The sequence below is a fragment of the Roseibacillus ishigakijimensis genome (assembly GCF_016595415.1).
Taxonomy (GTDB): Bacteria; Verrucomicrobiota; Verrucomicrobiia; order Verrucomicrobiales; family Akkermansiaceae; genus Roseibacillus; species Roseibacillus ishigakijimensis.
This window is the reverse complement of the sequence record NZ_JAENIO010000017.1, coordinates 1-20,137: the sequence shown is the minus strand read 5'-3', so window position 1 is coordinate 20,137 and position 20,137 is coordinate 1. Positions and strand designations below refer to the sequence as shown.

Sequence of the window (20,137 nt, the reverse complement as noted above, 5' to 3'; positions counted from 1 at the left end):
TATGGAACAACTCGCCCAAGAACAATTCCTCCCCCTCTCCCGCCGCGAGGCCTGGGAGTTTTTCCGCCGCCCAGCAAATCTGGACAAAATCACCCCCGAAGAATTTCGCCTCGAAACGCTCACCGGTCCCAGCGAGGTCTATGCGGGCGCCATACTCGTTCATCGCCTCCGTCTCCCCCCGGGCCTTCCCCTCAGCTGGGTCACCGAAATCACGGTCGTGGAAGAGGAGCGCGCCTTTGTGGACCAGCAGCGCTTTGGCCCCTTTGCCTTTTGGCATCACCGCCACAGCTTGCACGACGCCCCCGGGGGCACTTTGGTGCGCGACCTCGTGCATTGGCGTCTCCCACTGGAGCCCCTCAGCAAGCCTCTCAATCCCCTCTTCATCCGCCCACGTCTGGAGCGGCTCTTTGCCGGTCGGCGGGAGCGTCTGGCGCAACTTTTTCCCTCCCCGCAGTGAGAACTTGACGAAACTGTCACTCTCCCGCCCCTTCTCGCTCCTTGCCCGGCAGGAACGGCTCTTGACAGTCAGGGGAGCTGCGGGCGATATGGCCTCCCGATGAACAAACTCTCTATTCGCGATCTGGATGCGGCAGGTAAAGAAGTATTGATGCGGGTGGACTTCAATGTCCCGCTCAATGACGCTGGTGAAATCACCGACGACACCCGTATCCGCGCCGCTCTCCCCTCCATCGAACATTTGCAAAAAGCCGGAGCCAAGCTCGTGCTCTGCTCCCACCTCGGCCGCCCCGGCGGCAAGCCCGACAGCAAGTATTCTCTCCAGCCCGCCGCGACCCGCTTGGGCGAATTGCTTGGTAGCGAGGTCGCTTTTGCCAGCGATTGCGTGGGCGAAAGCGCCGACAGTGCCCGGGCCGCACTGACCGATGGCGGCGTGCTGATTTTGGAAAACACCCGCTTTCACGAGGCTGAGACTAAAAATGAAGGCGACTTCGCCAAGGCCCTCGCCGGAGGAGCCGAAATCTTCGTCAACGATGCCTTTGGCACCGCCCACCGCGCTCACGCCTCCACCGAAGGCGTGACCCACCATGTTTCCCAGAGCGCCATGGGCTTCCTCATGGAACGCGAGCTGGAATACCTCGTGGGCAAGATTTCCGAGCCCGCGCGCCCCTTCCTCGTCATCATGGGCGGCGCTAAGGTGAGCGACAAAATCGAGGTCATCACCGCCTTACTCGAGAAGGCCGACACCATCCTCATCGGGGGCGCCATGGCCTACACCTTCCGCAAGGCCCAAGGCCACGAAGTGGGCATGAGTCTGGTGGAAAATGATAAGCTCGACCTCGCCCTCGACATTCTCAAGAAAGCCGAGGAAAAAGGCGTCAAGTTCCTCCTTCCAGCCGATACCCTCATCACCCAGGAATTCAAGAACGGCGCCGAGACCAAGAACATTGCTCCCTACAACGAAGGCGGCAGCATTCCCGCCGATTGGGAAGGCATCGATATCGGCGAAAAAGCCATTGCCGAGTTCAAAGAAGTGGTCGCCGAGGCCAAAACCATTGTTTGGAATGGACCTATGGGCGTCTTCGAAATCGACAGCTTTGCCCGAGGCACCAAGGAAATCGCGGAAGCGGTGGCCGCTAGCGATGCCATCAGCATCGTGGGTGGAGGTGACTCCGTGACTGCGGCCGTGAAATTTGACGTGGCCGACAAGATGACCTTCATCTCCACCGGCGGTGGCGCCAGCCTCGAGCTCCTCGAAGGCAAGGAACTGCCCGGCGTGGCCGCTCTCAGCGAAGCCTGAGCCATTTTCCATATTTGGTAAAAAGCCGACTTTCCCCGCATGGGAGGGTCGGCTTTTTTGCTACTGCTTCCGCCCCACCCAGCTGGCGAAATTGAGGCATTGCAAAACCTGGGTCACTGGCTGGAAACCCGCCGCCCGCAGCCGGGCCAGATGCACTTCCGGCGTTTCGGGAAGGAGAACGTCTTCCAGCGAATCCCGCTTGCGTGCAATCTCCAGCTCGGAGTAGCCCTGTTGGCGCTTGAATTGCCAGTGCAACTCCCGCAACCAGTCCTCAGCCGCCGGATCGGAGCTGACGAATTTTTCCGACAAAAAGAGCACCCCGCCCGGCACCAGGGCCTCATGACAGCGCTGCAAGAGCCCAGCCCGCTCGTCGAGGGGAATAAATTGCAGAGTGAAGTTGAGGATGATGAGCCCCGCCTTCTCCAAGGGCCAGGTAGTGGCATCCCCCTGGTGAAAAGCCACCCCCGGCAAATCAAGCAGCTCGCGCGCCCGTTTCACCATCGCAGGTGAGCTGTCCACGCCGTGAATCTCCCCCGCCCGGTCCCGCGCGCCCTGCCAGGCGGCTTCCACCCCCGCTCCCAGGGAACAGCCCAGGTCGTAGATGCGCGTTCCAGGCGGCACCTCTCTCCCGGCGATAGCTTCGATAGCGGTCAAGGTCAGCCCATAACCCGGCACCGAGCGCCGGATCATATCCTCGAAAACGGTGACCACTTTCTCCGAAAATTCGAAGCGACCTTCAGGTTCGTTACGGGCGTAAATTTGATCTCGGCTCACGCCGGAGACCCTAGGAAATCCCCGGCGCCTTGTCGGCGTAAAAAAGGCCCCCTGCCTCAATTCGCGCTTTTCTCTCTGAAGAAGAGACTTAGCTTGCTAGCGATTCCATGCAAGCGACCACCCATCAAACACCCCGCGGGAGCGTCACCCTCCGCCTCGCCGAGACCTCCGACATCGACACCCTCGTCGAGCTCAATAAAAGCTGCTTTCCGGCCATGGCGGAGGAAAATGTGGTCTGGACCCGCGGTCACCTCAAGACCCATCAACAGCTCTTTCCGGCCGGGCAAATCGTCGCCGAGCTGGACGGTCGTCTCGTGGGTGCGGTCTGCTCCCTCATCGTCCATCTGGGAGACGATCCTTATCGCCCGCACACCTACGCCGGCATTACCGATGGCGGTTTTTTCCACAATCACGATCCTCAGGGCGACACGCTCTATGGCGCGGATGTCTTCGTCGATCCGGAGATTCGCGGAGCCGGTATCGGCCATCTTCTCTACGAGGCCCGCCGTCGACTTTGCCGCAGCCTCAATCTCCGTCGCATTCTCGCCGGCGGCCGCATCCACGGTTATGCCGAGGTGGCCGACAAGATGTCGCCGGAAGAATACGTCCACGGAGTGGAGACCGGCGAAATCAAAGACCTCGTGCTCTCCTTCCAACTGCGGGAAGGCTTCGTGGTGCGTGGCATCCTCAAGCACTACATCACCGACCCTAACAGCAAAAACAACGCCACTCTCATCGAATGGCTCAATCCCGACTACGTTCCCAGTGAAGACAAAGACGAGCGCAAAGTGCGTGTGGCCGCCGTGCAATACCAGGTCCGCAAGATCAACTCCTTCCAAGAGTTCGCCGACCAAGTGGAATACTTCGTGGAAACGGCCCACGACTACCGGGCGGACTTCGTTCTCTTCCCCGAGTTCTTCTCGGTGCAGCTTCTCTCCCAAGACACCCTCAAGAACCTCCCTTCTGCCGAAGGCATCGCCCGGCTCGCTGACCTGGAGGACAAATTCATCGCCCTGATGTCCCGCCTGGCCCGCGAATATGGGCTTCATATCGTGGCCGGCAGCCATCCCATGCGTCGGGAAAACACCATTTACAATGCCTGCCCAGTGTTCTTCCCTGACGGCTCCCACACGTCGCAGCCCAAGCTCCACATCACCCCTTCGGAGGTCAAATACTGGGGCATCACCGGAGGCAGTGAATTGCGTGTCATCGATACCCCCAAGGCCCGTATCGGGGTGCTCATTTGCTACGACTCCGAGTTTCCGGAAGCGGCCCGCCATCTCACCGACCAAGGAGCGGAAATCATCTTCGTCCCCTACTGCACCGACGACCGCCCCGGCTACCAGCGGGTGCGCATTTGTTCGCAGGCGCGCGCCATCGAGAACCAGATCTACGTGGTTACGGCCGGAGTAGTGGGCAACCTTCCCAGCGTGCCGGCAATGGACATCCACTACGGTCGGGCTGGTATCTTCACCCCCAGCGATGCCGAATTCGCCCGCGATGGCATCTTGGCGGAAGCCGATCCCAATGTGGAAATGATGCTGGTGAGCGATCTGGATATCAACGACCTCTATCGCTCGCGCAACTGTGGCAGCGTGCGTCAACTGCGCGACCGCCGGCCCGACCTTTTCCAATTCTCAACCCGCCTCAAAAACGAACTTCCCAATCTCGCCGACGAGGACTTCCGCCCCGTGAATATTTTCGATCCCGACAAAGAGTGAGTGGCTTTCCCACAGCAAGATTCTCGCGAACTGCGGAAAGACTCCGTTGCGGGCTCCGCCCTCCACTCCATCTTTCCGCAGAACCTTGACAGAACAACACAAGCAGAGACAAGAAGCCCTTTACTGAATCTACAGTTTAGAACTGTCCAAACTCTGGGGTCAGGCCAAGTGTTCTTATGACTTGCTCTTCAAAGATAAACCCGAAAGACAATTGGAGAGCGGATCTGGAAGCTTCCAGAGGGTTGAGCCAGCGACGCGGGGGGCACGGGGCTGACCCTTGCCGAACGGCTGAAGGAGGCGGTGTGGCGCATTGGCGGGCGGATGGAAAACGTCATCAGGAAAGACAATCCCAGGGCGTTGCCCTGGGCTGGTATGGGATGCCCCCTTGGGGCTGTGGGAGGAGCTTGGGACGCCGGGACTGCGGTGGGACGGGGCCGGTGGGTTCGGTGATTTGTTGGACGACGTGGGCTCTGGGGCCGACGGGGCGTCGGCGCTACGTAGCAGTGGAGTTACGTTCGCCGAGATTTCCTTTGGCGATGGCTTTGGAGAGACGGTTTGTCCGACGGCTAGATGCCGCTGGAAGGGTCAGCGACGGTGGGCGCCGATGGCTTCGGCCACGCGCATGCCATCGAGGGCGGCGGAGACGATTCCTCCCGCGTAGCCGGCCCCTTCCCCACAGGGGTAGAGTCGGGGCACGTCGGGATGTTGCAAGCTCTCGTCTTCTCTCGGCACCCTCACCGGACAACTGGTGCGAGTCTCGAAGCCAATCATGAGGGCTTCCTCACTGAGATAGCCCTTCATGCGGCGACCAAATTTCTTGAGTCCGATCTGCATGCGTCGGGTGATGAACTGGGGCATGAGTTCGTCGAGCCGGGAGCTTTGCAAGCCGGGAAAGTAGCTGGTTTCGGGTAAATCGCGGGATTCCTGCCCGGCCAGGAAGTCCATGAGCCGTTGGGCGGGAGCGATTTGCCCCAGCCGATTCTCTCCGTTGCCTGCCCGCTTGGCGGTGCGCTCCAGGTCTTTTTGAAAATGAATGCCCCGCAACACGTCGTCGCCAGGAAGGTCGGAGGGATCGACGCCGACCACCATGCCGGTATTGGCGAAGGGCGAGTCGCGGCGAGCCAGGCTCATGCCATTGACCACGACCTCATCATTCTCGGTCGCGGCGGGCACGATGAAGCCACCGGGGCACATGCAGAAGGAGTGCACTCCCCGGCCCTCGATTTCGCAAGCCAAGGCATAACGGGCGGCCGGGAGCTCGTAGGGACGCTCCTGACCCCGGGGGTAGTGATATTGGATGCTGTCGATGAGGGGCTGAGGGTGCTCAATGCGCACGCCGACGGCGAAGGGTTTGGCTTCGAGAGCAATTTTTTCCTGCCGCAACATGGTCAGGACATCGCGGGCGGAATGCCCGGTTGCGAGGATGACGGCTTCGCCCCGCAGCTCTTCGCCCTCTGCATTGCGCACGCCCTCCAGGGAGCCATCGGCAGCGCGCAGGAGGGCGGTGACCTTCCAGCCGAAGCGGACTTCTCCCCCGCGCTCGCGAATGCTCTCGCGCATGGCCATGACCACCTTGGGAAGGAGATTGGAGCCGATGTGCGGGTGGGCATCGACGAGGATTTCGGGAGGCGCGCCATGAGCTACGAGGGTTTCGTAGACTCGCTTGACGGGTCCGCGTTTGGTCGCCCGGGTGTAGAGTTTGCCGTCGGAATAGGTGCCGGCTCCTCCTTCCCCGAAACAGTAATTGGAATCCTCGATGACGGTGCCTTTGCGTAAAATGGGGGCCAAGTCAAAGCGGCGGGTGGAGGCGTCTTTACCGCGTTCCAGCACGATGGGTTGGAGGCCGAGTTCGAGACAACGGAGGGCCGCGAACATGCCGGCCGGGCCGCAGCCGACGATGAGCACCTTGCGGGCTCCGGGAGCGACGGCCGGGGCTTGGTAACGCGGCTCGTCCTCGGCAGGTAGGTCTTCATCCACTGCCACCTGGAGCCGGAGCTGGAACTTCACGGGGGCGCGCCGGGCATCAATGGATTCCTTGAGCACGCGTAGGCCCCGGATCTTTTTAGGATGACACTTCAGCTTGCGGGCTGCGGCTTTGCGCCAGGTCTCTTCTTCGCGTCGGTTTTCCACCGACACCACGATATCAACGGTCGTAATCATTCTTCTCGCAGGGGGCGTTTTTCGCCCGCCTTGTTCACATTCACAAAACTCACTTCAGTGGAGAAAATGGCTTCGCCACTGTCCTCCCGCCCCCGCATGACGCGCACGGCATAGGTCACCGAGGTGCGACCCTCGCGCACGCGCTCGCTCTCGATAGCCAGGATGGTGCCCTCGCGCACGGAGTGGCGGAAGCTGACGGCCTCCATGCCGATGGTGACAAATTGGCAGGCGGGGTAGTCCAGACTGGCGGCGATCCAAGAGGCCTCGTCGATCCAGCTCAGGAGGCGGCCCCCGAAGAGGAAGCCGAACTGGTTGAGGTCCTCGGGCAGGACGAGGCGATGGGTCTTCATTCCCCGTTTTCCTCCCGCTGATTCCACGCCACCAAATCGGCGTAGCGCACGCCTTGGCCGCCAAAGATATCGAGCGCGCTGCCCACGGTGACGTCGACGTGCCCGCCGCTGCGCTCCTGCACCAGCTCCATATCCGCCATCGTGCCCACTCCCCCGGCATAGGTCAGGGGACGACCGTCCCAGGCCCCCAGGAGGGCGAGTAAATCCCCGTCCACGCCGCCACACTTGCCTTCCACATCGGCGGCATGAATGAGAAATTCGCCACCCCACTCGGCCAGGTCATCGAGCACGGCAGGGGTCACGGGCAGATTGGTCAGGGTTTGCCAGCGGTTCATGGCCACCTGCCATCCGTTCTCCCGGCGGCGGCAGCTCAGGTCGATGACGAGGCGCTCGGGGCCGATCTCGCGGGCCAGCTCTTGCAAACGCTGACGCTGAAAGGTGCCTTCCTGGTCAAAAAGATAAGAGGTCACGATCACGGCACTGGCTCCCGCTTCCAGCCATTCGCTGGCGTTCTCCAAGGTGACGCCGCCGCCCAGCTGCAGACCGCCGGGCCAGGTAGCGAGGGCCTCCCGGGCAGCCTCGCGGTTGCCCGGTCCCAGCTGGATGACGTGTCCCCCGCGCAGGTCATCGCGCCGGAAGAGCTCCGCGAAGTGGCCCGCTCCTTCGGACGCGACAAAATTCTCCACCGCGCCCTGATCGGTCAGGGTGCCGCCCACGATTTGTTTGACCTGACCCTCATGCAAATCAATGCAGGGTCGAAATTTTGTTGTCGCCATCGCCGTAAAAGTAATCAGGTTTTTGACAAACCGGAAGCCTAGGACTTTCATTCTGCCTCGCATGACATTCAAGACTGCCCTCCCTCTCGTCCTCGCCTGCCTCTTTTCCACCCATGCTCCAGGGGAGGAACAGGAAGCCCTCCCCGCTGCTCCAGCAGGGATGAGCTACATTCCCGGGGGCACCTACACCCGGGGCGAGGATCGCGACCTTGGGGGCACGGCGCGCTACCCGGAGGAAGCCCCCGTGCACGAGGTGACAGTCTCGGCCTTCTTCATTGACCAGACCGAGGTTACCAATGGGCAGTTCATGGCCTTTGTGAAGGCGACGGGCTATCGCACCCAGGCGGAGCGAGGCCTTTCGCGAGAGGATTTTCCCCAGGCTCCGGCCGAGCAATTGCAGGCTGGCGCACTGGTCTTCCAGGCCCCGGAAGAAGAAGTGGACAAGTGGCAGCCGGGGGCCGAATGGCAGTGGTGGCAATTTGTGCCGGGGGCGAATTGGCAGCACCCGACTGGTCCCGATAGCTCCATCACCGCGAAAATGGATCACCCCGTGGTCTGCCTCACCAAAGAAGATGCGGAAGCCTATGCCGAATGGGCAGGCAAGCGGCTACCCACCGAGGCGGAGTGGGAACGGGCCGCGCGGGGCAACCACGATCACGCGCTTTTCACCTGGGGAAAAAGCCCCAAACCGGACGCCGGACAATGGCCCGCCAACTCCTACCAGGGTGACTTCCCCAACAACAACAGGGCCCTGGACGGCTATGCCGGCACCGCTCCCGTGAAGAGTTTTCCGCCCAATGACTTCGGTCTTTACGACATGGCAGGCAATGTGTGGGAATTCTGCGCTGACCTCTATCGTCCTGATTACTACCAGATGTTTGTGAAAAATCCGGAGCCCAACCCGACGGGCCCGACGGCGGCCCAAGCCATCACCCAGCCGGAAACGACCCTCTTCGCCCGCGGAATGACCATTCCCGAGGAGGTGGAGGTCTTTCATCCCCTCGCCCGCCTCTGGGTGGTCAAAGGGGGGTCCTACCTCTGCCACCACACCTACTGCCTGCGCTATCGCCCGGCAGCCCGCCACTATGCCGAATCCCTCTCCCCCACCAACCACACCGGGTTCCGTTGCGTAAAAGATCTGCCGACGGAGTGAAAGAGTGAAAGAGCCGGGAACCCTTCAAATGAAGAGAATTCCGGAAAGACTTTCACCAGGAAAAGGAGACCGAATACTGGCCATGGCCCGCGTGTAGCGCGGAAGGGCTGCGGAAAATCCGGAAATCCCGATCTCCTCCCGGAAAGCCGGAAGGGTCGATATCCAAAGACCAGGAGCGAACTTGAATGATGGTGTGGCCCTGTTTTTGGGTGATGGTCGCCCCGCGCAGGAGAAGAAAACCACCCAGGAGCAGCCCGCCCACCCCAGCGAAAATCCCGTAGCGTGGCCAGTTGCTATTCATTCTTGCCACCCCGGAACTTGACCTTGCGCCAGTTTGAGGCGGGTCCAGACGTTCATATTGATCACGATAGCAGCGATTTCCGCGATTTCCCGCTCGCTGAAAAGGTCGGCGAGAACTTCGTGAGCCTCCTGGAAGCCCGGCCCCTGTCCTTCGGTGAGAAAGTCGGCATATTGCAGCGCCACCTGCTCTTTTTCGCTGAAAAGTTCGCTTTCCCACCATGAGGAAATGTTGTCGACCTTGGGAGCCGGAATGCCGATTTCGCGCGCGGTCTTCGCATGAAGGATGATGCAGTAGCTGCACTCATTCCGCTGCGCCACCCGCAGGCGGAGGAGCTGGGCCAATTCCTTGTCCACCGCCAAATCCGCAGTGTAGCCAAAGGCTTGCGCCATCTCTTTGGCCAGACCATGAAAAGGCGTGAGGTCGGGATCGAATCGGGTATTTTTGTAAACAACTTCACTCATAATTCACAAAATCAAATACCACGATTCCTCCCGCGCAGACAACGCCTTTTCCCGGCCAAGCTTTTAGCTCAGTCGCCCGCCCGGTGAATGGTCATTTGTGGGAAAGGGATTCCCCAACCATACTCATTGCAGGCATCGAGGCAGCCTTGGCTCAGCGCGCGGAGGAGATTGGGGCGCTTGTCCTGGGCCTCCCCGGTGACCTTGACCACCACGAGGTAGTCCAGCGAGGAAGCGCCCGCCTCCTTGAAGGCGGAGAAAGTGGCGAGGATCTGCTCGGCGGGGAGAAATTCCTCCACCTTGCGCCGGGCATTGGCCGCGAAGATCTCCGCCACCGCATTGTAATCAAGCTGCTGATGGGCGTAATCGATCCCGAAAGTGATGGCGACCGCGTAGCCTTTGGAAAGATTAGTGGGCGCCATCGACAGAAAGTCGGAGGTGGGAATCACCTTGGACTGCCCACCGGCTTCTTGGATCTTGACCCGGTCCGGGCTCTGGAAAGCGACTTGGCCGTAGGTGCCGTCGGAAAGGAGGACGTAGTCCCCTACCTCGGTAATGAACCACGGTTCCTCATCATCATCATGGCGCATGCGCATTTCACCCAATTCCTCGATGGTCAAGCGCACGGTGCTGTTCGAGAGAGCCGGATTCTCAATGAGAGGATAAACGCTTAAGGAACGGACGCGGTAGGGCAAGCCGTTGTAGAGCACGCGCTCCCCCTGGCGCACCGGACCTAGATTGAGGAGAAGTTGCATTTTATGGTATCCCTTCAGAATTGCCTCCTTCGTGCCCCAGAGAACCGCGAGGAAGACCAGAATGGTGAGGGTGACCAATAACCAGTCATTGAAAGCCAGGAAAACAAAGAACACCGCCGCGATGGCAGCGAGAAAACGTAAGGCGGTGAAGCCCAGCTCCGCGAGACGGAAGGCAAAGCTGGTGCCCGCTTCGTGGCTCCGGCCCAGTCGCTTGAAAAGAAGCCGGTGTAGGTAGGTCAGTAAGTAAAAGACCGCCAAGCTAGCCAGGGCCGCGAGTAACAAACTCCGCCCGCGTCCCGCGAAAAAGGAGGATAGGGAATCCTGCACCTGCTGGGGAATGGGCTTTCGCTCCGCCTGCATCTCATCCAAGCGCGTCTTCGCGGTGGCGAGGTCCGCCCGGCAGAGAGACAACTGGGACTCCAGCTCGATTTGCAGGCTTTCGAAGAGATCCTTGATTTCGGAATCATTCTTCAACTCGCTGGAGTCGGTGGCCTCGATGGCTTTTTGCAATTTGCCCAAGGCCAGCTCCAAGTCCTCCTCCTTATTCTGCAGATCGAGCACCTCGGTGCGCAGACGGGCCAGCTTGCGCGTGGGCTCGGTAACCTCGCGGAGTTCCTCGAGACTCGGCTGCAGCAGCATCTGGATTTCTTCATTGAAATCATAGCTGGCCTCCTCCCCTTCCCCGGATTCCTGGTAGCGGGAACCCAGCGCCAACTCTTCGATGCGCTCCTTGAGGCGGGCAATGCTCTCCGTGTTGCGGGTCAGTTCGGCCTGGGCCTTGGCGAGGGCTTCCGCGCCGGGTTCACCCTCCGCAGTCGCGCCTGCCGCAGTCAGCTCTCGCACCTGCTCACGCAGGGTCACCTGCTGCTCGCGCAAGGTGCGGTAGGACGAGAGCACAGACAAAAGGCTATCGAATCCATTGGGAGCTTTGACTTTTTCGGTTGCCTGGGAATCGGCAGAGGGCGCGGGAACGGACTCCTGTCCCGCCATGGGCAGCAGGGACGAGAACAAGAAGAGGAGAGCGTAAAAAAGGGGAGGTTTCATGAAGCAGGTCCGGATTTGGGTTTCGAGATCGCGGGCACCCTAACGGCAATTCGTCATCGGGCAAGGCTTGGTGACAGCTCGCCGCTTGCCAAGAGGTGCGGTGGAGCTATCATTTCCGACGTGAGCCAAGCCAACAACCGCTCCCCGCTTTGCGACAGTCCCCGGGAAGAACTCGCCTCCGCCATCACCCATGGTCTTGGAGTGGCAGCCTCCATATTCGGGCTCGTCATCATGATTCTGGTGGCCAAGGACGCCTGGGCACTGGTCTCGGGCATTGTCTTCGGCTCGACGCTCATCCTGCTCTACCTCTCCTCCACCCTTTACCACTGCTTCTCCAGCCCCCGGGTGAAGGAGCTTTTCCAGATATTCGACCACTCTGCCATTTATCTCCTCATCGCGGGTTCCTACACCCCCCTCACCCTCGTGGCCATCCGGGGTCCTCTCGGCTGGAGCATTTTCGGCGTTATCTGGTTTCTCGCCTTGGGAGGTATTTTGACCAAAGCCCTCATGCGGCACAACCGCGAGCACTGGGCCTCCACCGCCCTCTACGTGGCCATGGGTTGGCTGGTTGTCGCCATCCTGCCCTCGGTCATCCGGGAGCTCCCTCCCGCCGGACTCTGGCTCCTCGTCGCCGGCGGTCTCTCCTACACCGGCGGGGTCGTTTTCTTCTCCTGGCGTAAACTCCCTTACAATCACGCCATCTGGCACCTTTTCGTTCTGGCGGGCTCCACCTGCCACGCCTTGGCCATCATCTTACACATTTTGCGCTGAAAGATTGACCGCCTGCCGCCAGTCTTTTTCAGTAACGATACGATGAAAAAGACCATTGCCCTTCTCTCCCTCCTGCCTGCTGGATTTCTCCCTGCCGAGCACAAAATCGACACCAGCAAAAAGCAGTATCCCGACGCCCCCACCATCACGGGCACTCCCTACTCCGTCCACGACACCACCCGCCCGCAACCCCGCAAAGTCGAATCGGCGGGAGCGGTAGCAATCTCTGCGCCCAGCGATGCCAAAGTCCTTTTCGACGGCAGCAACACCGAGGCTTGGAACGGCAACTGGCGGGTAGAAGACGGTATTCTCATCGCCTCTCCAGGCTCCTTGGTGACCAAGGAATCCTTTGGCGATTGCCAAGTCCACTTGGAGTTCCGCGTTCCTGCTGATCGCGAGGTCAAAGGGCAACAGGGAGGCAACTCCGGCATCTTTCTCATGGGCCGCTACGAGGTGCAAGTCGGCGAAAGCCACAGCAACCAAACCTACCCCGATGGTCAAGCGGGTGCCGTTTACGGACAGACTCCTCCGCTCGTGAATCCGGCCACCCCGCAAGGCGAATGGCAGAGCTACGACATCATCTTCAAGGCCCCCGTCTACAAGGATGGCAAAGTGAGCAAACCTGCCGAGATCACCGTCCTCTTCAACGGCGTGGTGGTGCAGGCGGGTTTCAAAGCCCTCGGTCCCACCCAGCACCAGAAGCTCGCCAGCTACCCCGAAAATCATCCCGAAAAGGCGCCCATTTCCCTCCAGTGGCACAACGACCCCATCGAGTACCGCAACATCTGGGTCCGTCCCCTCGGCGAGTATGACCAGCAGCCCTAATTCTTGGCGAAGCGGGCACAACCACGGCCATTTTTGGACCAATCGGTAGGGACGGCTCGCCGCAGCCGTCCGCCGAACCACTCCTCACCCAAAGAAGCCCTCGCTCCAATGACGAAAAAACTGGCCAGCGGGCCCGGCTTTCTCCAAGTCTGCCCACGTGCTTCTCTCTGCCACTGACCTCACCCTCGCTTACGGCCCCCAGAATCTCCTCGATGGCGTCACCCTCGCGGTGGAGGCCGGTGAAAAAGTCGGCATGGTGGGTCGCAATGGCTGCGGCAAGACCTCCCTCCTGAAAATTCTCGCCCGCGATAACGAACCCGATAGCGGCGAGATCGCCCTGCGCCGTGGCCTCCGCGTGGGCTACCTGCCCCAGGAATTCGAGCTCGATGGCACCCTCACGGTGCGCGAGAACATTCTCGCCGGCGTGGCCGACCTCGCCGAGGCCCTGCGCAAGTATGAAGCGGGCGAAGGCAGCGAGAGCGAGCTCGCCGAACTCCTCCAATTCATCGACCACGCCGATGGTTGGAATCTGGAACTGCGCATCAAGACCACCGCCGAGGCCCTGGGCACGCCCGACCTCTCTTCCCCCATCACCTCCCTGTCCGGCGGAGAAAAACGCCGCGTCGCCCTCTGCCGCGCCCTCGTCGCCCGCCCCGACCTCCTCCTCCTCGACGAGCCCACCAACCACCTTGACGCCGAGTCCATCCGCTGGCTGGAGGAGACCCTGCAGAACTTCACCGGCGCGGTCATCTTCGTGACCCACGACCGCTACTTTCTCGACGTCATCGCCACCCGCATCATCGAGATCGACCACGGTAAGGCCTACTCTCACCCCGGCAACTACACCGCCTTTCTCGAGAGCAAGGCCATCCGCCAGGAGATCGTCAGCAACGCCGAACGCAAACGGCAGAAATTCCTCAAAGACGAATTGGAGTGGGTGCGCGCCGGGGTCAAGGCCCGCACCACCAAATCGCGCAGCCGTCTCGACGCCTTCTACGAGGTCAAGGACCAGGAGGCCCCCGCTCAGGATCTCGAGATGGACCTCCTCATCCCCCCGCCGCCCGGTCTGGGCAACGTGGTTATCGAACTGGAAAAAGCGGGCGTCAATGTCGGCACCGAAAGTGACCCCCGCTGGCTCTTCCGCAATCTCGATCTGCAGTTCCGCCCGGGCGAAACGACGGGCATCGTCGGCCGCAATGGCACTGGCAAAACCACCCTCCTCAAGCTCTGCCTCGACCAAATCAAGCCCTCCGCCGGACACGCCACCCTCGGCAGGCGGGTCAAGGTCAACTACATCGACCAAGGGCGCATGCAGCTGGAAGGCACCGGCTCCCTGCTGGACGAGATTTCCAACGGCAACGACAAAATTCTCTTCGGAGAAGAAACCATCTCCGCCCGCTCCTACCTGCGCCGCTTCGGCTTTAGCGACGAGCGCATCAACGAGCGCGTGGACCTCCTTTCCGGCGGGGAACGCGCCCGCCTCATGCTGGCCAAAGTCCTCAAAAACGGCGGCAACCTCATCGTGCTGGACGAGCCCACCAATGACCTCGACCTCCCCTCGCTGCGCCTGCTGGAAGAAGCCCTCGCCGCCTTTCCCGGCACCGTCATCACCGTCTCCCACGACCGCTACTTCCTCGACCGTATTTGTGACCAAATCGTAGCCTTCGAAGACAGCGGCGTGGTCGTCCAGCCGGGCAACTACTCCTACTATCTCGAAAAGCGGGAAGCCCGCGAGAAAGCCGAGCGCCTGCAAATGGCGGCCTACGACAAAAGCAAAAGCGAGACCACCAAGCCTGCCGCCCCCCCCAAGGACCAGCGCCGGGCCAAGCCCCTTTCCAATCGCGAGCGGGAAGACCTCGAAACCATCGAGGATAAAATCCTGGCCGCTGAAGAAGCGGTCGCCGCCATCGAGGAAAAACTCAACGATCCCGCCTTCCAGGTCGAGCACTACGACGAGCTCCCCGCCGAGACCGCCAAGCTGGAAGAGGCGCAAAAGGTCGTCGCCCAGCACTACGCCCGCTGGGAAGAGCTGGAAGAACGGAAAGCGGAGCTGGGGCTGAACTGACGGCCCTCTTCTCTTACGACTTTTTCCGCCGCCAATGCTTGCCGGTGAGGTCGCTCTGGGAGCCCAGAAGGTGGCTCTGGGCGGTATCCACCACGAATCGGCGACTGAGCGCACGGCGCCCGATCAGGAGAGGAAAAGTCATCTCCGAGCGATCCGCCAGACTGATGCGGACCACCCACTCCAGCCCTCCCGGGGTGCGGAATTTGGTGCGCAGGAAGCAACGTTCACGAGCTTCCCCGGTGGAGCTTTTCACCCGCTTGCAAAAGGCCACCACACTCTCACACGAAATGGCCCGGCCATCCTGCGAGTGGGTCACGAAGCGCACCCACTCTTCCCCGTCGCGCTGAAAACGCTCGATCTGTTCCGCATGCAAGCTGGAGCGATAGGCCCCGGTATCAATTTTTCCGTGGAGAACCGGCACCCCGAGCTGGGGCAAGGCGATCCATTCGCGCCGGCCGATGACCAGTTTTTCTCCGGCGGAACGGTCTTTGCCCCACACGGGCTCGGCTTGTTGTGAGATTCGGGCCACTCGATAGTCTTTCATTGCTTCAGAGAGTTTTTAATTCGTTTCCAATAACTTGCGAGCCATGGATTCGGCTTCCTGTCCGCCTCCTCCCAACATGCGCACCAGCTCGGCGATGCGATCGGCAGCCTGCACCTCCCGCAGCCGGGAGAAGGTCCGCCCCTTTTCCACCACTTTCTCCACGAGGTAATGGTGGGCGGCAACGGCGGCCACTTGGGGAAAGTGAGTGATGCTGACAACTTGGTGAGCCTCGCCGAGAGCGGCCATTTTGCGTCCCACGGCGGCGGCCACTTCACCTCCCACATTGGCGTCGATTTCATCGAATACCATCAAGGGAGTAGCGTCCTTCTCCGCCAAAGCACTCTTCACCGCCAACATCACCCGGGCCAGCTCGCCGCTGGAGCCCACCTTGCGCAGGGGCTTGAGCGGTTCCCCGGGATTAGGACCAAATTGGAATTCAACATCTTCCAAGCCATTCGGCCCGGCTTCCTTTCGCTTCTGCAAAACAGCTTCGAATTCGGCCTGTTTGAAGCCCAAATCCCGCAAATGCCCTTTCACTTCCTTGGACAAACGGGGGGCCGCCCGCTTGCGCAAACGGCTGAGAGCCTTTCCGGAGTCCTGCACCTTTTCGCGGGCCCGCTCCAGAGCTTGTTGCAGTTCAGCAAGCCGCTCTCCCCGGTTCTCAAGACTATCCAAGCGCGCGGCAGCAGCCTCCCCGGTCGCCACGACATCCTCAAGGGTGGGACCATATTTCCGCTTGAGAGATTCCAGCAGATCGACTCGTTCTTCCAATTCGCGCGCTTCCGCCGGATCCATCTCGAGTTCTTCGAGGTAATCGCGCACGCTGCTTTCAATTTCCTCCAGCTCCAGCAAAGCGGATTCCAAGCCGGAAAAACGGTCTTCATTGCCACCGTCGAGGCGCTCCAATTCATGAGCCAACCGCTGTAGATCTCCTAATCGATTGACCACACCACTCTCGCCCGAGAGGAGCTCCACGACTTCACCTGCCAGTTCGCCCAGCCGGGCTCCATTGCTGACCTGCTGATAGCGCTCTTCCAGGCCCGCGATCTCTTCCAGCCGGATGTCGGCCGCTTCGATTTCCTGCTGTTTGTGCCGCAGAAGCTCCAATTCGGCATCCCCGGCCTCCTCCGAGCTACGCAGTTCCTGGTAGGCGTCGCGCGCTTGCACGAACTCCCGCCACGCCTGCCGATAGGCCCGCAGCGGGGCCTCGCCATCGGCATAGGCATCCAGCATGCCCAATTGACGCTCGATGGAATGCAAGCTCTGCTGCTCGCCAGGCCCATGCAGGTCGACGAGGCGCTCGGCGAGAGACTTCAGCAAGGTGAGAGTGGCGGGCGAATCGTTCACAAATTGCCGGTTGCCCCGCTCCCCCACCACTCGCCGGATGATGAGCTGCCCATCCTCACAGGGCGCGAGCCCGGCTTCCTCCAGCACAGCATCAACCGCGGAGGACTCAGCGAGGTCAAAGACGGCTTCCACCGTGCAGGCCGATTCCCCGGTTCGAATCAGTCCCTTGTCCGCCCGTTCGCCGAGGACGAGCTTGAGGGCTCCCACAATGACCGATTTTCCCGCCCCGGTTTCCCCCGTCACGCCCACCAGGCCACGGCCAACCTCCCAGACCAGCTGATCGACAAGGGCGAGATTCTGAATGCGAATAACGGCGAGCATAAGTGATGAACGGGCGCGACTATTTCACCCCGAAGGCCCGCTGGCAATCCCCGGGCAAGGCATGTTCAAAGGCCTCCTGCGCTCGTCAATTGACCTTTTCATCCCCCCTGCTGAGCCTTAGGCTCCCTCGCCGCAACTCACCATGCTCCCGAAAGTCCTCGCTGCCACCCACCAAATCGCTCCCCAATTCGTCAAATATCTCTGCTGTGGAGTGACCGCCTTTCTCGTCCATTGGAGCATCGTGAATGCCTTGGGTTTGACCATCAATCCCGCCTTTGACCAATCCCTGGGCGACGAGCTCCGTTTCTGGCGCTCGGCCCAGAACAACACCATCGCCTTTTTCCTCTCCAATGCTGTGGCCTATTATCTGAACCTTCGCTTCGTCTTTGAAGGGGGACGCCACCGCAAGAGCACCGAAGTCGGTCTTTTCTTCCTCGCCTCGGCCCTAGGCTTCTTCCCCGCCCTCTACTCCCTGGACCTCATCATCCGCACCCTCTCTCTCAATACCCACATCGCCAACATCGGTTTTCCCGCCGTGGCCGCCTTGGGGAACTTTTTTGCGCGCAAATTTCTCATTTTTCGACAATAGTGATGAAGTAGTCCCGCCGGAGGCACTCCAACTGCTAGGGCGGGCACCCTCAAAACTATGAAAATTGGTGTTCCGACAGAAATCAAATCCCAAGAAAACCGAGTCTCCGTCATTCCCTCCGTCGTCAAAGGTCTCGTCGCCCGCGGGCATGAAGTCTTTGTGCAAGAAGGAGCTGGAGTCGGCTCTTCCTACCTTGACGACCATTATCGCGCGGCTGGAGCCCGTCTCCTGCCCACCGCCGCCGATGTTTTCGCCGAAGGCGATTTGATCGTGAAAGTGAAGGAACCGCAGCCCGAGGAGATTGCCATGCTCCGCCAAGGGCAAACGCTCTTCACCTACTTGCACCTGGCCGCCGACAAAGCACTCACCGAGGGATTGCTCGCCAGTGGCTGCACCGCCATCGCCTATGAAACGGTGGAAGTGAACGGTCGACTGCCCTTGCTGGAGCCCATGTCGGAAATCGCGGGCCGGATGTCGAGTATCGTGGGGTCCTACCACCTCGCCAATCACCGGGGAGGCCGGGGCATTCTCCTCGGCGGCATCCCGGGAGTGGCCCCCGGCCGCGTAGTGGTCATCGGTGGCGGCACCGCGGGATTGAACGCGGCCCGGGTCGCCGCCGGAGTGGGCGCGGATGTGACGATTCTGGAGGTCGACTTCGAGCGCATGCGCTTCCTCGACATCACCATGCATGGAGCGCACACCCTCTACTCCTCGGAAGCGAATCTGGCGGAGATCCTCCCTCGCATCGACCTCGTCATCGGGGCCGTCCTCGTGCCGGGAGCTGCCGCCCCCAAGCTCATCACGCGCGACATGCTCAAGCTTCTCCAGCCGGGATCGGTGCTGGTGGATATCGCGGTCGACCAAGGGGGCTGCGCGGAAACCACCCGCCCGACCACCCATGCCGATCCCACCTATTTCGAGGAGGACGTCCTCCACTACTGCGTCGCCAATATGCCGGGGGCCTACGCCCGCACCGCCACCCAGGCGCTGAACAACGTCACTCAAAGCTATCTCACCCAGCTCGCCGACCGGGGCGTCGAAGAGGCCCTGCGCAGCCTGCCCAATTTGCAAAAAGGCATCAACGTCCACCGCGGACAGCTCACCTCCGAGCCGGTGGCCAAAGCCCACGGCTTGACGGCCCTAACCCCTGCCGAAGCGCTACAGGGCGGAGCTAATTGACCATCTGCACGCGCTCCTTGTCCGGTTGGATGAATTGCTCCCAACTCTGGTGAGCTTTGCCATCGGCCTTGGAGCCAAAGAGCGGACGCCAGCGGGGCCGCTTGGGCTCGCGCAGCGGCCGCATATTGGTCTCATGGGGCAGCTTGTTCGCTTTCCGAGTGTTGCACCGGATACAAGAAGTCACGATATTCTCCCAAGTGGTCTGCCCGCCCTTATCGCGGGGGAAGACGTGGTCGAGATTGAGGTCCTTCTCACTAAATCGCTGGTGACAATACTGACAAGTGAACTGGTCGCGCAGAAAAACATTGTGGCGGGTGAATTTGACCTCATTGCGAGGCATTCGATCATAAGCCCCCAACACGATGATTTTCGGCACGACCAAGGCAACTTTCACGGAGTGAATCACCTCATCGGCCAAGTGGGAAACGGACGAGAGGGAGTGTTCGACCCACGACGTCAGGGTGTGGGTCTGATATTTCGCTTCCCCTTCGGTCTGCACCACTTGGGCATGGCCGAGGCAGAGAAGCTTGAGTGCTCGCCGGACAGAGCAGGTCTGCACCGGCTGCCAAAGGCGGTTGAGCACCAGGACGGGTCGGTTGAGAACGGCATCCATAACTTTTCAGCTGATCACCTCTTAGCGAGCTTTTTGCCAAGTTTCAACGCGAAAGCTCAGCGGAGTTTGACTGCGTGCCATCCTGCCCCTCCTCGCTCTTCGTGAGAAAATTGTCCTGGGGACTCGCCGCGTGCGACCCCGGGTTGTTGCGGAAGAGGCGAGCGTGGGTATTTCTTCTCACGGGCAGACCCTCGTCACTAGGGCCGAATCAGGGGGCGCCGGAAACCACTTCCCCCACGGGCAAATCCCTGAAAATACGGCGAATCCGAGACAGATTCTCCGCCGAAGAGCCCGATACCCAAGATCGATAATTCTCTTCGTTGCACGGGCCCAGAGATCACTCACCACACCCTGCAGTTCTTCGACAGAGTCACAAAATGCGTGAATATTCCTTTCCGCCGTATGGTTTCCTCGTTCCTCATCTGGGTGAATCATCAAATGATGCCATGTAGGAATTGGGGGAGATTTCTTCACAATAAATCTCGAAAAACCTCTCTCCATATCGAGAAAATGCATTCTTGATTGAAGCCAGGTTTTCTTAGGGGATGTCCCACAGGTCGTTAAAACTCTCGGTGGTCGTTGGCGTGAGATTGGCTATTTATTCGTCGATTTCAAGGTTGGTGTTGAGGCTTCTG

Annotated in this window: 19 protein-coding genes; 9 read left to right on the top strand and 10 right to left on the bottom strand. The window is 60.6% G+C overall.

The features are described from left to right. The first annotated feature begins 1 nt into the window (after position 1). On the top strand, positions 2-457 hold the full coding sequence (locus tag JIN78_RS08205; protein WP_200391475.1) for an SRPBCC family protein: 456 nt from the start codon (positions 2-4) through the stop codon (positions 455-457). Positions 458-556: 99 nt separating this feature from the next. After that, the gene (locus JIN78_RS08200) at positions 557-1,756 is read left to right on the top strand and encodes a phosphoglycerate kinase (protein WP_200391474.1); all 1,200 of its coding nucleotides are present in this window, start codon (positions 557-559) and stop codon (positions 1,754-1,756) included. 60 nt (positions 1,757-1,816) lie between these two features. Here JIN78_RS08200 and cmoA read toward each other — a convergent pair whose 3' ends face one another. Continuing rightward, a complete protein-coding gene (gene cmoA / locus JIN78_RS08195) occupies positions 1,817-2,530 on the bottom strand; it encodes a carboxy-S-adenosyl-L-methionine synthase CmoA (RefSeq protein WP_200391473.1) in 714 nt (237 codons plus the stop codon). 107 nt (positions 2,531-2,637) lie between these two features. Between cmoA and JIN78_RS08190 the strand changes: the two genes are divergently transcribed. Beyond that, positions 2,638-4,251: a bifunctional GNAT family N-acetyltransferase/carbon-nitrogen hydrolase family protein gene (locus JIN78_RS08190; protein WP_200391472.1), complete on the top strand. Its 1,614-nt coding sequence runs from the start codon at positions 2,638-2,640 to the stop codon at positions 4,249-4,251. 585 nt (positions 4,252-4,836) lie between these two features. On the opposite strand, the gene JIN78_RS08185 is transcribed toward JIN78_RS08190, so the two are convergent. Genes JIN78_RS08185 through hisA form a run of 3 tightly spaced genes read right to left on the bottom strand, consistent with a single transcriptional unit; the run spans position 4,837 to position 7,537 of the window. Then, complete coding sequence (locus tag JIN78_RS08185; protein WP_200391471.1) at positions 4,837-6,411, bottom strand: NAD(P)/FAD-dependent oxidoreductase; 1,575 nt, start codon at positions 6,409-6,411, stop codon at positions 4,837-4,839. Further along, positions 6,408-6,761, bottom strand: a complete 354-nt coding sequence (locus JIN78_RS08180) for an acyl-CoA thioesterase (RefSeq protein ID WP_200391470.1) — start codon at positions 6,759-6,761, stop codon at positions 6,408-6,410. The genes JIN78_RS08185 and JIN78_RS08180 overlap by 4 nt, the downstream gene beginning before the upstream one ends. Further along, a complete protein-coding gene (gene hisA / locus JIN78_RS08175; RefSeq protein ID WP_200391469.1) occupies positions 6,758-7,537 on the bottom strand; it encodes a phosphoribosylformimino-5-aminoimidazole carboxamide ribotide isomerase in 780 nt (259 codons plus the stop codon). Before hisA ends, JIN78_RS08180 begins: the two co-directional genes overlap by 4 nt. 61 nt (positions 7,538-7,598) lie before the next feature. On the opposite strand from hisA, the gene JIN78_RS08170 reads away from it, so the two are divergent. Then, the gene (locus JIN78_RS08170) at positions 7,599-8,690 is read left to right on the top strand and encodes a formylglycine-generating enzyme family protein (protein ID WP_200391468.1); all 1,092 of its coding nucleotides are present in this window, start codon (positions 7,599-7,601) and stop codon (positions 8,688-8,690) included. 52 nt (positions 8,691-8,742) lie between these two features. Here the strand turns inward: JIN78_RS08170 and JIN78_RS08165 are convergent, their stop codons facing one another. From JIN78_RS08165 to JIN78_RS08155, 3 genes are all read right to left on the bottom strand, one after another. Beyond that, positions 8,743-8,991 (bottom strand): hypothetical protein, encoded by a 249-nt coding sequence (locus tag JIN78_RS08165; RefSeq protein ID WP_200391467.1) that lies wholly within the window; start codon positions 8,989-8,991, stop codon positions 8,743-8,745. Next, on the bottom strand, positions 8,988-9,452 hold the full coding sequence (locus tag JIN78_RS08160) for a carboxymuconolactone decarboxylase family protein (RefSeq protein WP_200391466.1): 465 nt from the start codon (positions 9,450-9,452) through the stop codon (positions 8,988-8,990). Before JIN78_RS08160 ends, JIN78_RS08165 begins: the two co-directional genes overlap by 4 nt. Positions 9,453-9,520: 68 nt before the next feature. Continuing rightward, positions 9,521-11,248 (bottom strand): mechanosensitive ion channel, encoded by a 1,728-nt coding sequence (locus JIN78_RS08155; protein ID WP_200391465.1) that lies wholly within the window; start codon positions 11,246-11,248, stop codon positions 9,521-9,523. Between the two features lie 120 nt (positions 11,249-11,368). Here JIN78_RS08155 and trhA point away from each other — a divergent pair, with 120 nt between their 5' ends. The 3 genes from trhA to JIN78_RS17720 all read left to right on the top strand — a co-directional run bounded on the left by trhA (position 11,369) and on the right by JIN78_RS17720 (position 14,909). Next, on the top strand, positions 11,369-12,019 hold the full coding sequence (gene trhA, locus JIN78_RS08150) for a PAQR family membrane homeostasis protein TrhA (protein WP_200391464.1): 651 nt from the start codon (positions 11,369-11,371) through the stop codon (positions 12,017-12,019). A gap of 42 nt (positions 12,020-12,061) precedes the next feature. After that, a complete protein-coding gene (locus JIN78_RS08145) occupies positions 12,062-12,844 on the top strand; it encodes a 3-keto-disaccharide hydrolase (RefSeq protein ID WP_200391463.1) in 783 nt (260 codons plus the stop codon). Positions 12,845-13,001: 157 nt separating this feature from the next. After that, on the top strand, positions 13,002-14,909 hold the full coding sequence (locus tag JIN78_RS17720) for an ABC transporter ATP-binding protein (RefSeq protein ID WP_200391462.1): 1,908 nt from the start codon (positions 13,002-13,004) through the stop codon (positions 14,907-14,909). A gap of 13 nt (positions 14,910-14,922) precedes the next feature. Here the strand turns inward: JIN78_RS17720 and JIN78_RS08135 are convergent, their stop codons facing one another. Continuing rightward, entirely contained in the window at positions 14,923-15,453 is a 531-nt protein-coding gene (locus JIN78_RS08135) for an ATP-dependent zinc protease family protein (protein WP_200391461.1), read from the bottom strand. A 15-nt stretch (positions 15,454-15,468) separates the two neighbouring features. Beyond that, a complete protein-coding gene (gene recN, locus JIN78_RS08130; RefSeq protein WP_200391460.1) occupies positions 15,469-17,121 on the bottom strand; it encodes a DNA repair protein RecN in 1,653 nt (550 codons plus the stop codon). A gap of 142 nt (positions 17,122-17,263) precedes the next feature. On the opposite strand from recN, the gene JIN78_RS08125 reads away from it, so the two are divergent. Both JIN78_RS08125 and ald read left to right on the top strand, forming a co-directional pair. Continuing rightward, entirely contained in the window at positions 17,264-17,710 is a 447-nt protein-coding gene (locus JIN78_RS08125) for a GtrA family protein (RefSeq protein ID WP_200391459.1), read from the top strand. A gap of 57 nt (positions 17,711-17,767) precedes the next feature. Further along, positions 17,768-18,889: an alanine dehydrogenase gene (gene ald / locus JIN78_RS08120; RefSeq protein WP_200391458.1), complete on the top strand. Its 1,122-nt coding sequence runs from the start codon at positions 17,768-17,770 to the stop codon at positions 18,887-18,889. Here ald and JIN78_RS08115 read toward each other — a convergent pair. After that, the gene (locus JIN78_RS08115; protein WP_200391457.1) at positions 18,882-19,502 is read right to left on the bottom strand and encodes an HNH endonuclease; all 621 of its coding nucleotides are present in this window, start codon (positions 19,500-19,502) and stop codon (positions 18,882-18,884) included. The two genes, ald and JIN78_RS08115, sit on opposite strands and share 8 nt — an antisense overlap. Positions 19,503-20,137: the final 635 nt, after the last annotated feature.

Excerpts from the sequence above, each read along its gene's own strand:
- JIN78_RS08160 (WP_200391466.1), bottom strand. The coding sequence starts at position 9,452 with ATGAGTGAAGTTGTTTACAAAAATACCCGATTCGATCCCGACCTCACG.
- JIN78_RS08165 (WP_200391467.1), bottom strand. The coding sequence starts at position 8,991 with ATGAATAGCAACTGGCCACGCTACGGGATTTTCGCTGGGGTGGGCGGG.
- JIN78_RS08205 (WP_200391475.1), top strand. The coding sequence starts at position 2 with ATGGAACAACTCGCCCAAGAACAATTCCTCCCCCTCTCCCGCCGCGAG.
- JIN78_RS08115 (WP_200391457.1), bottom strand. The coding sequence starts at position 19,502 with ATGGATGCCGTTCTCAACCGACCCGTCCTGGTGCTCAACCGCCTTTGG.
- JIN78_RS08125 (WP_200391459.1), top strand. The coding sequence starts at position 17,264 with ATGCTCCCGAAAGTCCTCGCTGCCACCCACCAAATCGCTCCCCAATTC.
- JIN78_RS08135 (WP_200391461.1), bottom strand. The coding sequence starts at position 15,453 with ATGAAAGACTATCGAGTGGCCCGAATCTCACAACAAGCCGAGCCCGTG.
- hisA (WP_200391469.1), bottom strand. The coding sequence starts at position 7,537 with ATGGCGACAACAAAATTTCGACCCTGCATTGATTTGCATGAGGGTCAG.
- JIN78_RS08170 (WP_200391468.1), top strand. The coding sequence starts at position 7,599 with ATGACATTCAAGACTGCCCTCCCTCTCGTCCTCGCCTGCCTCTTTTCC.
- ald (WP_200391458.1), top strand. The coding sequence starts at position 17,768 with ATGAAAATTGGTGTTCCGACAGAAATCAAATCCCAAGAAAACCGAGTC.
- JIN78_RS08145 (WP_200391463.1), top strand. The coding sequence starts at position 12,062 with ATGAAAAAGACCATTGCCCTTCTCTCCCTCCTGCCTGCTGGATTTCTC.
- JIN78_RS08185 (WP_200391471.1), bottom strand. The coding sequence starts at position 6,411 with ATGATTACGACCGTTGATATCGTGGTGTCGGTGGAAAACCGACGCGAA.
- JIN78_RS08200 (WP_200391474.1), top strand. The coding sequence starts at position 557 with ATGAACAAACTCTCTATTCGCGATCTGGATGCGGCAGGTAAAGAAGTA.
- JIN78_RS08190 (WP_200391472.1), top strand. The coding sequence starts at position 2,638 with ATGCAAGCGACCACCCATCAAACACCCCGCGGGAGCGTCACCCTCCGC.
- recN (WP_200391460.1), bottom strand. The coding sequence starts at position 17,121 with ATGCTCGCCGTTATTCGCATTCAGAATCTCGCCCTTGTCGATCAGCTG.
- JIN78_RS08180 (WP_200391470.1), bottom strand. The coding sequence starts at position 6,761 with ATGAAGACCCATCGCCTCGTCCTGCCCGAGGACCTCAACCAGTTCGGC.
- JIN78_RS08155 (WP_200391465.1), bottom strand. The coding sequence starts at position 11,248 with ATGAAACCTCCCCTTTTTTACGCTCTCCTCTTCTTGTTCTCGTCCCTG.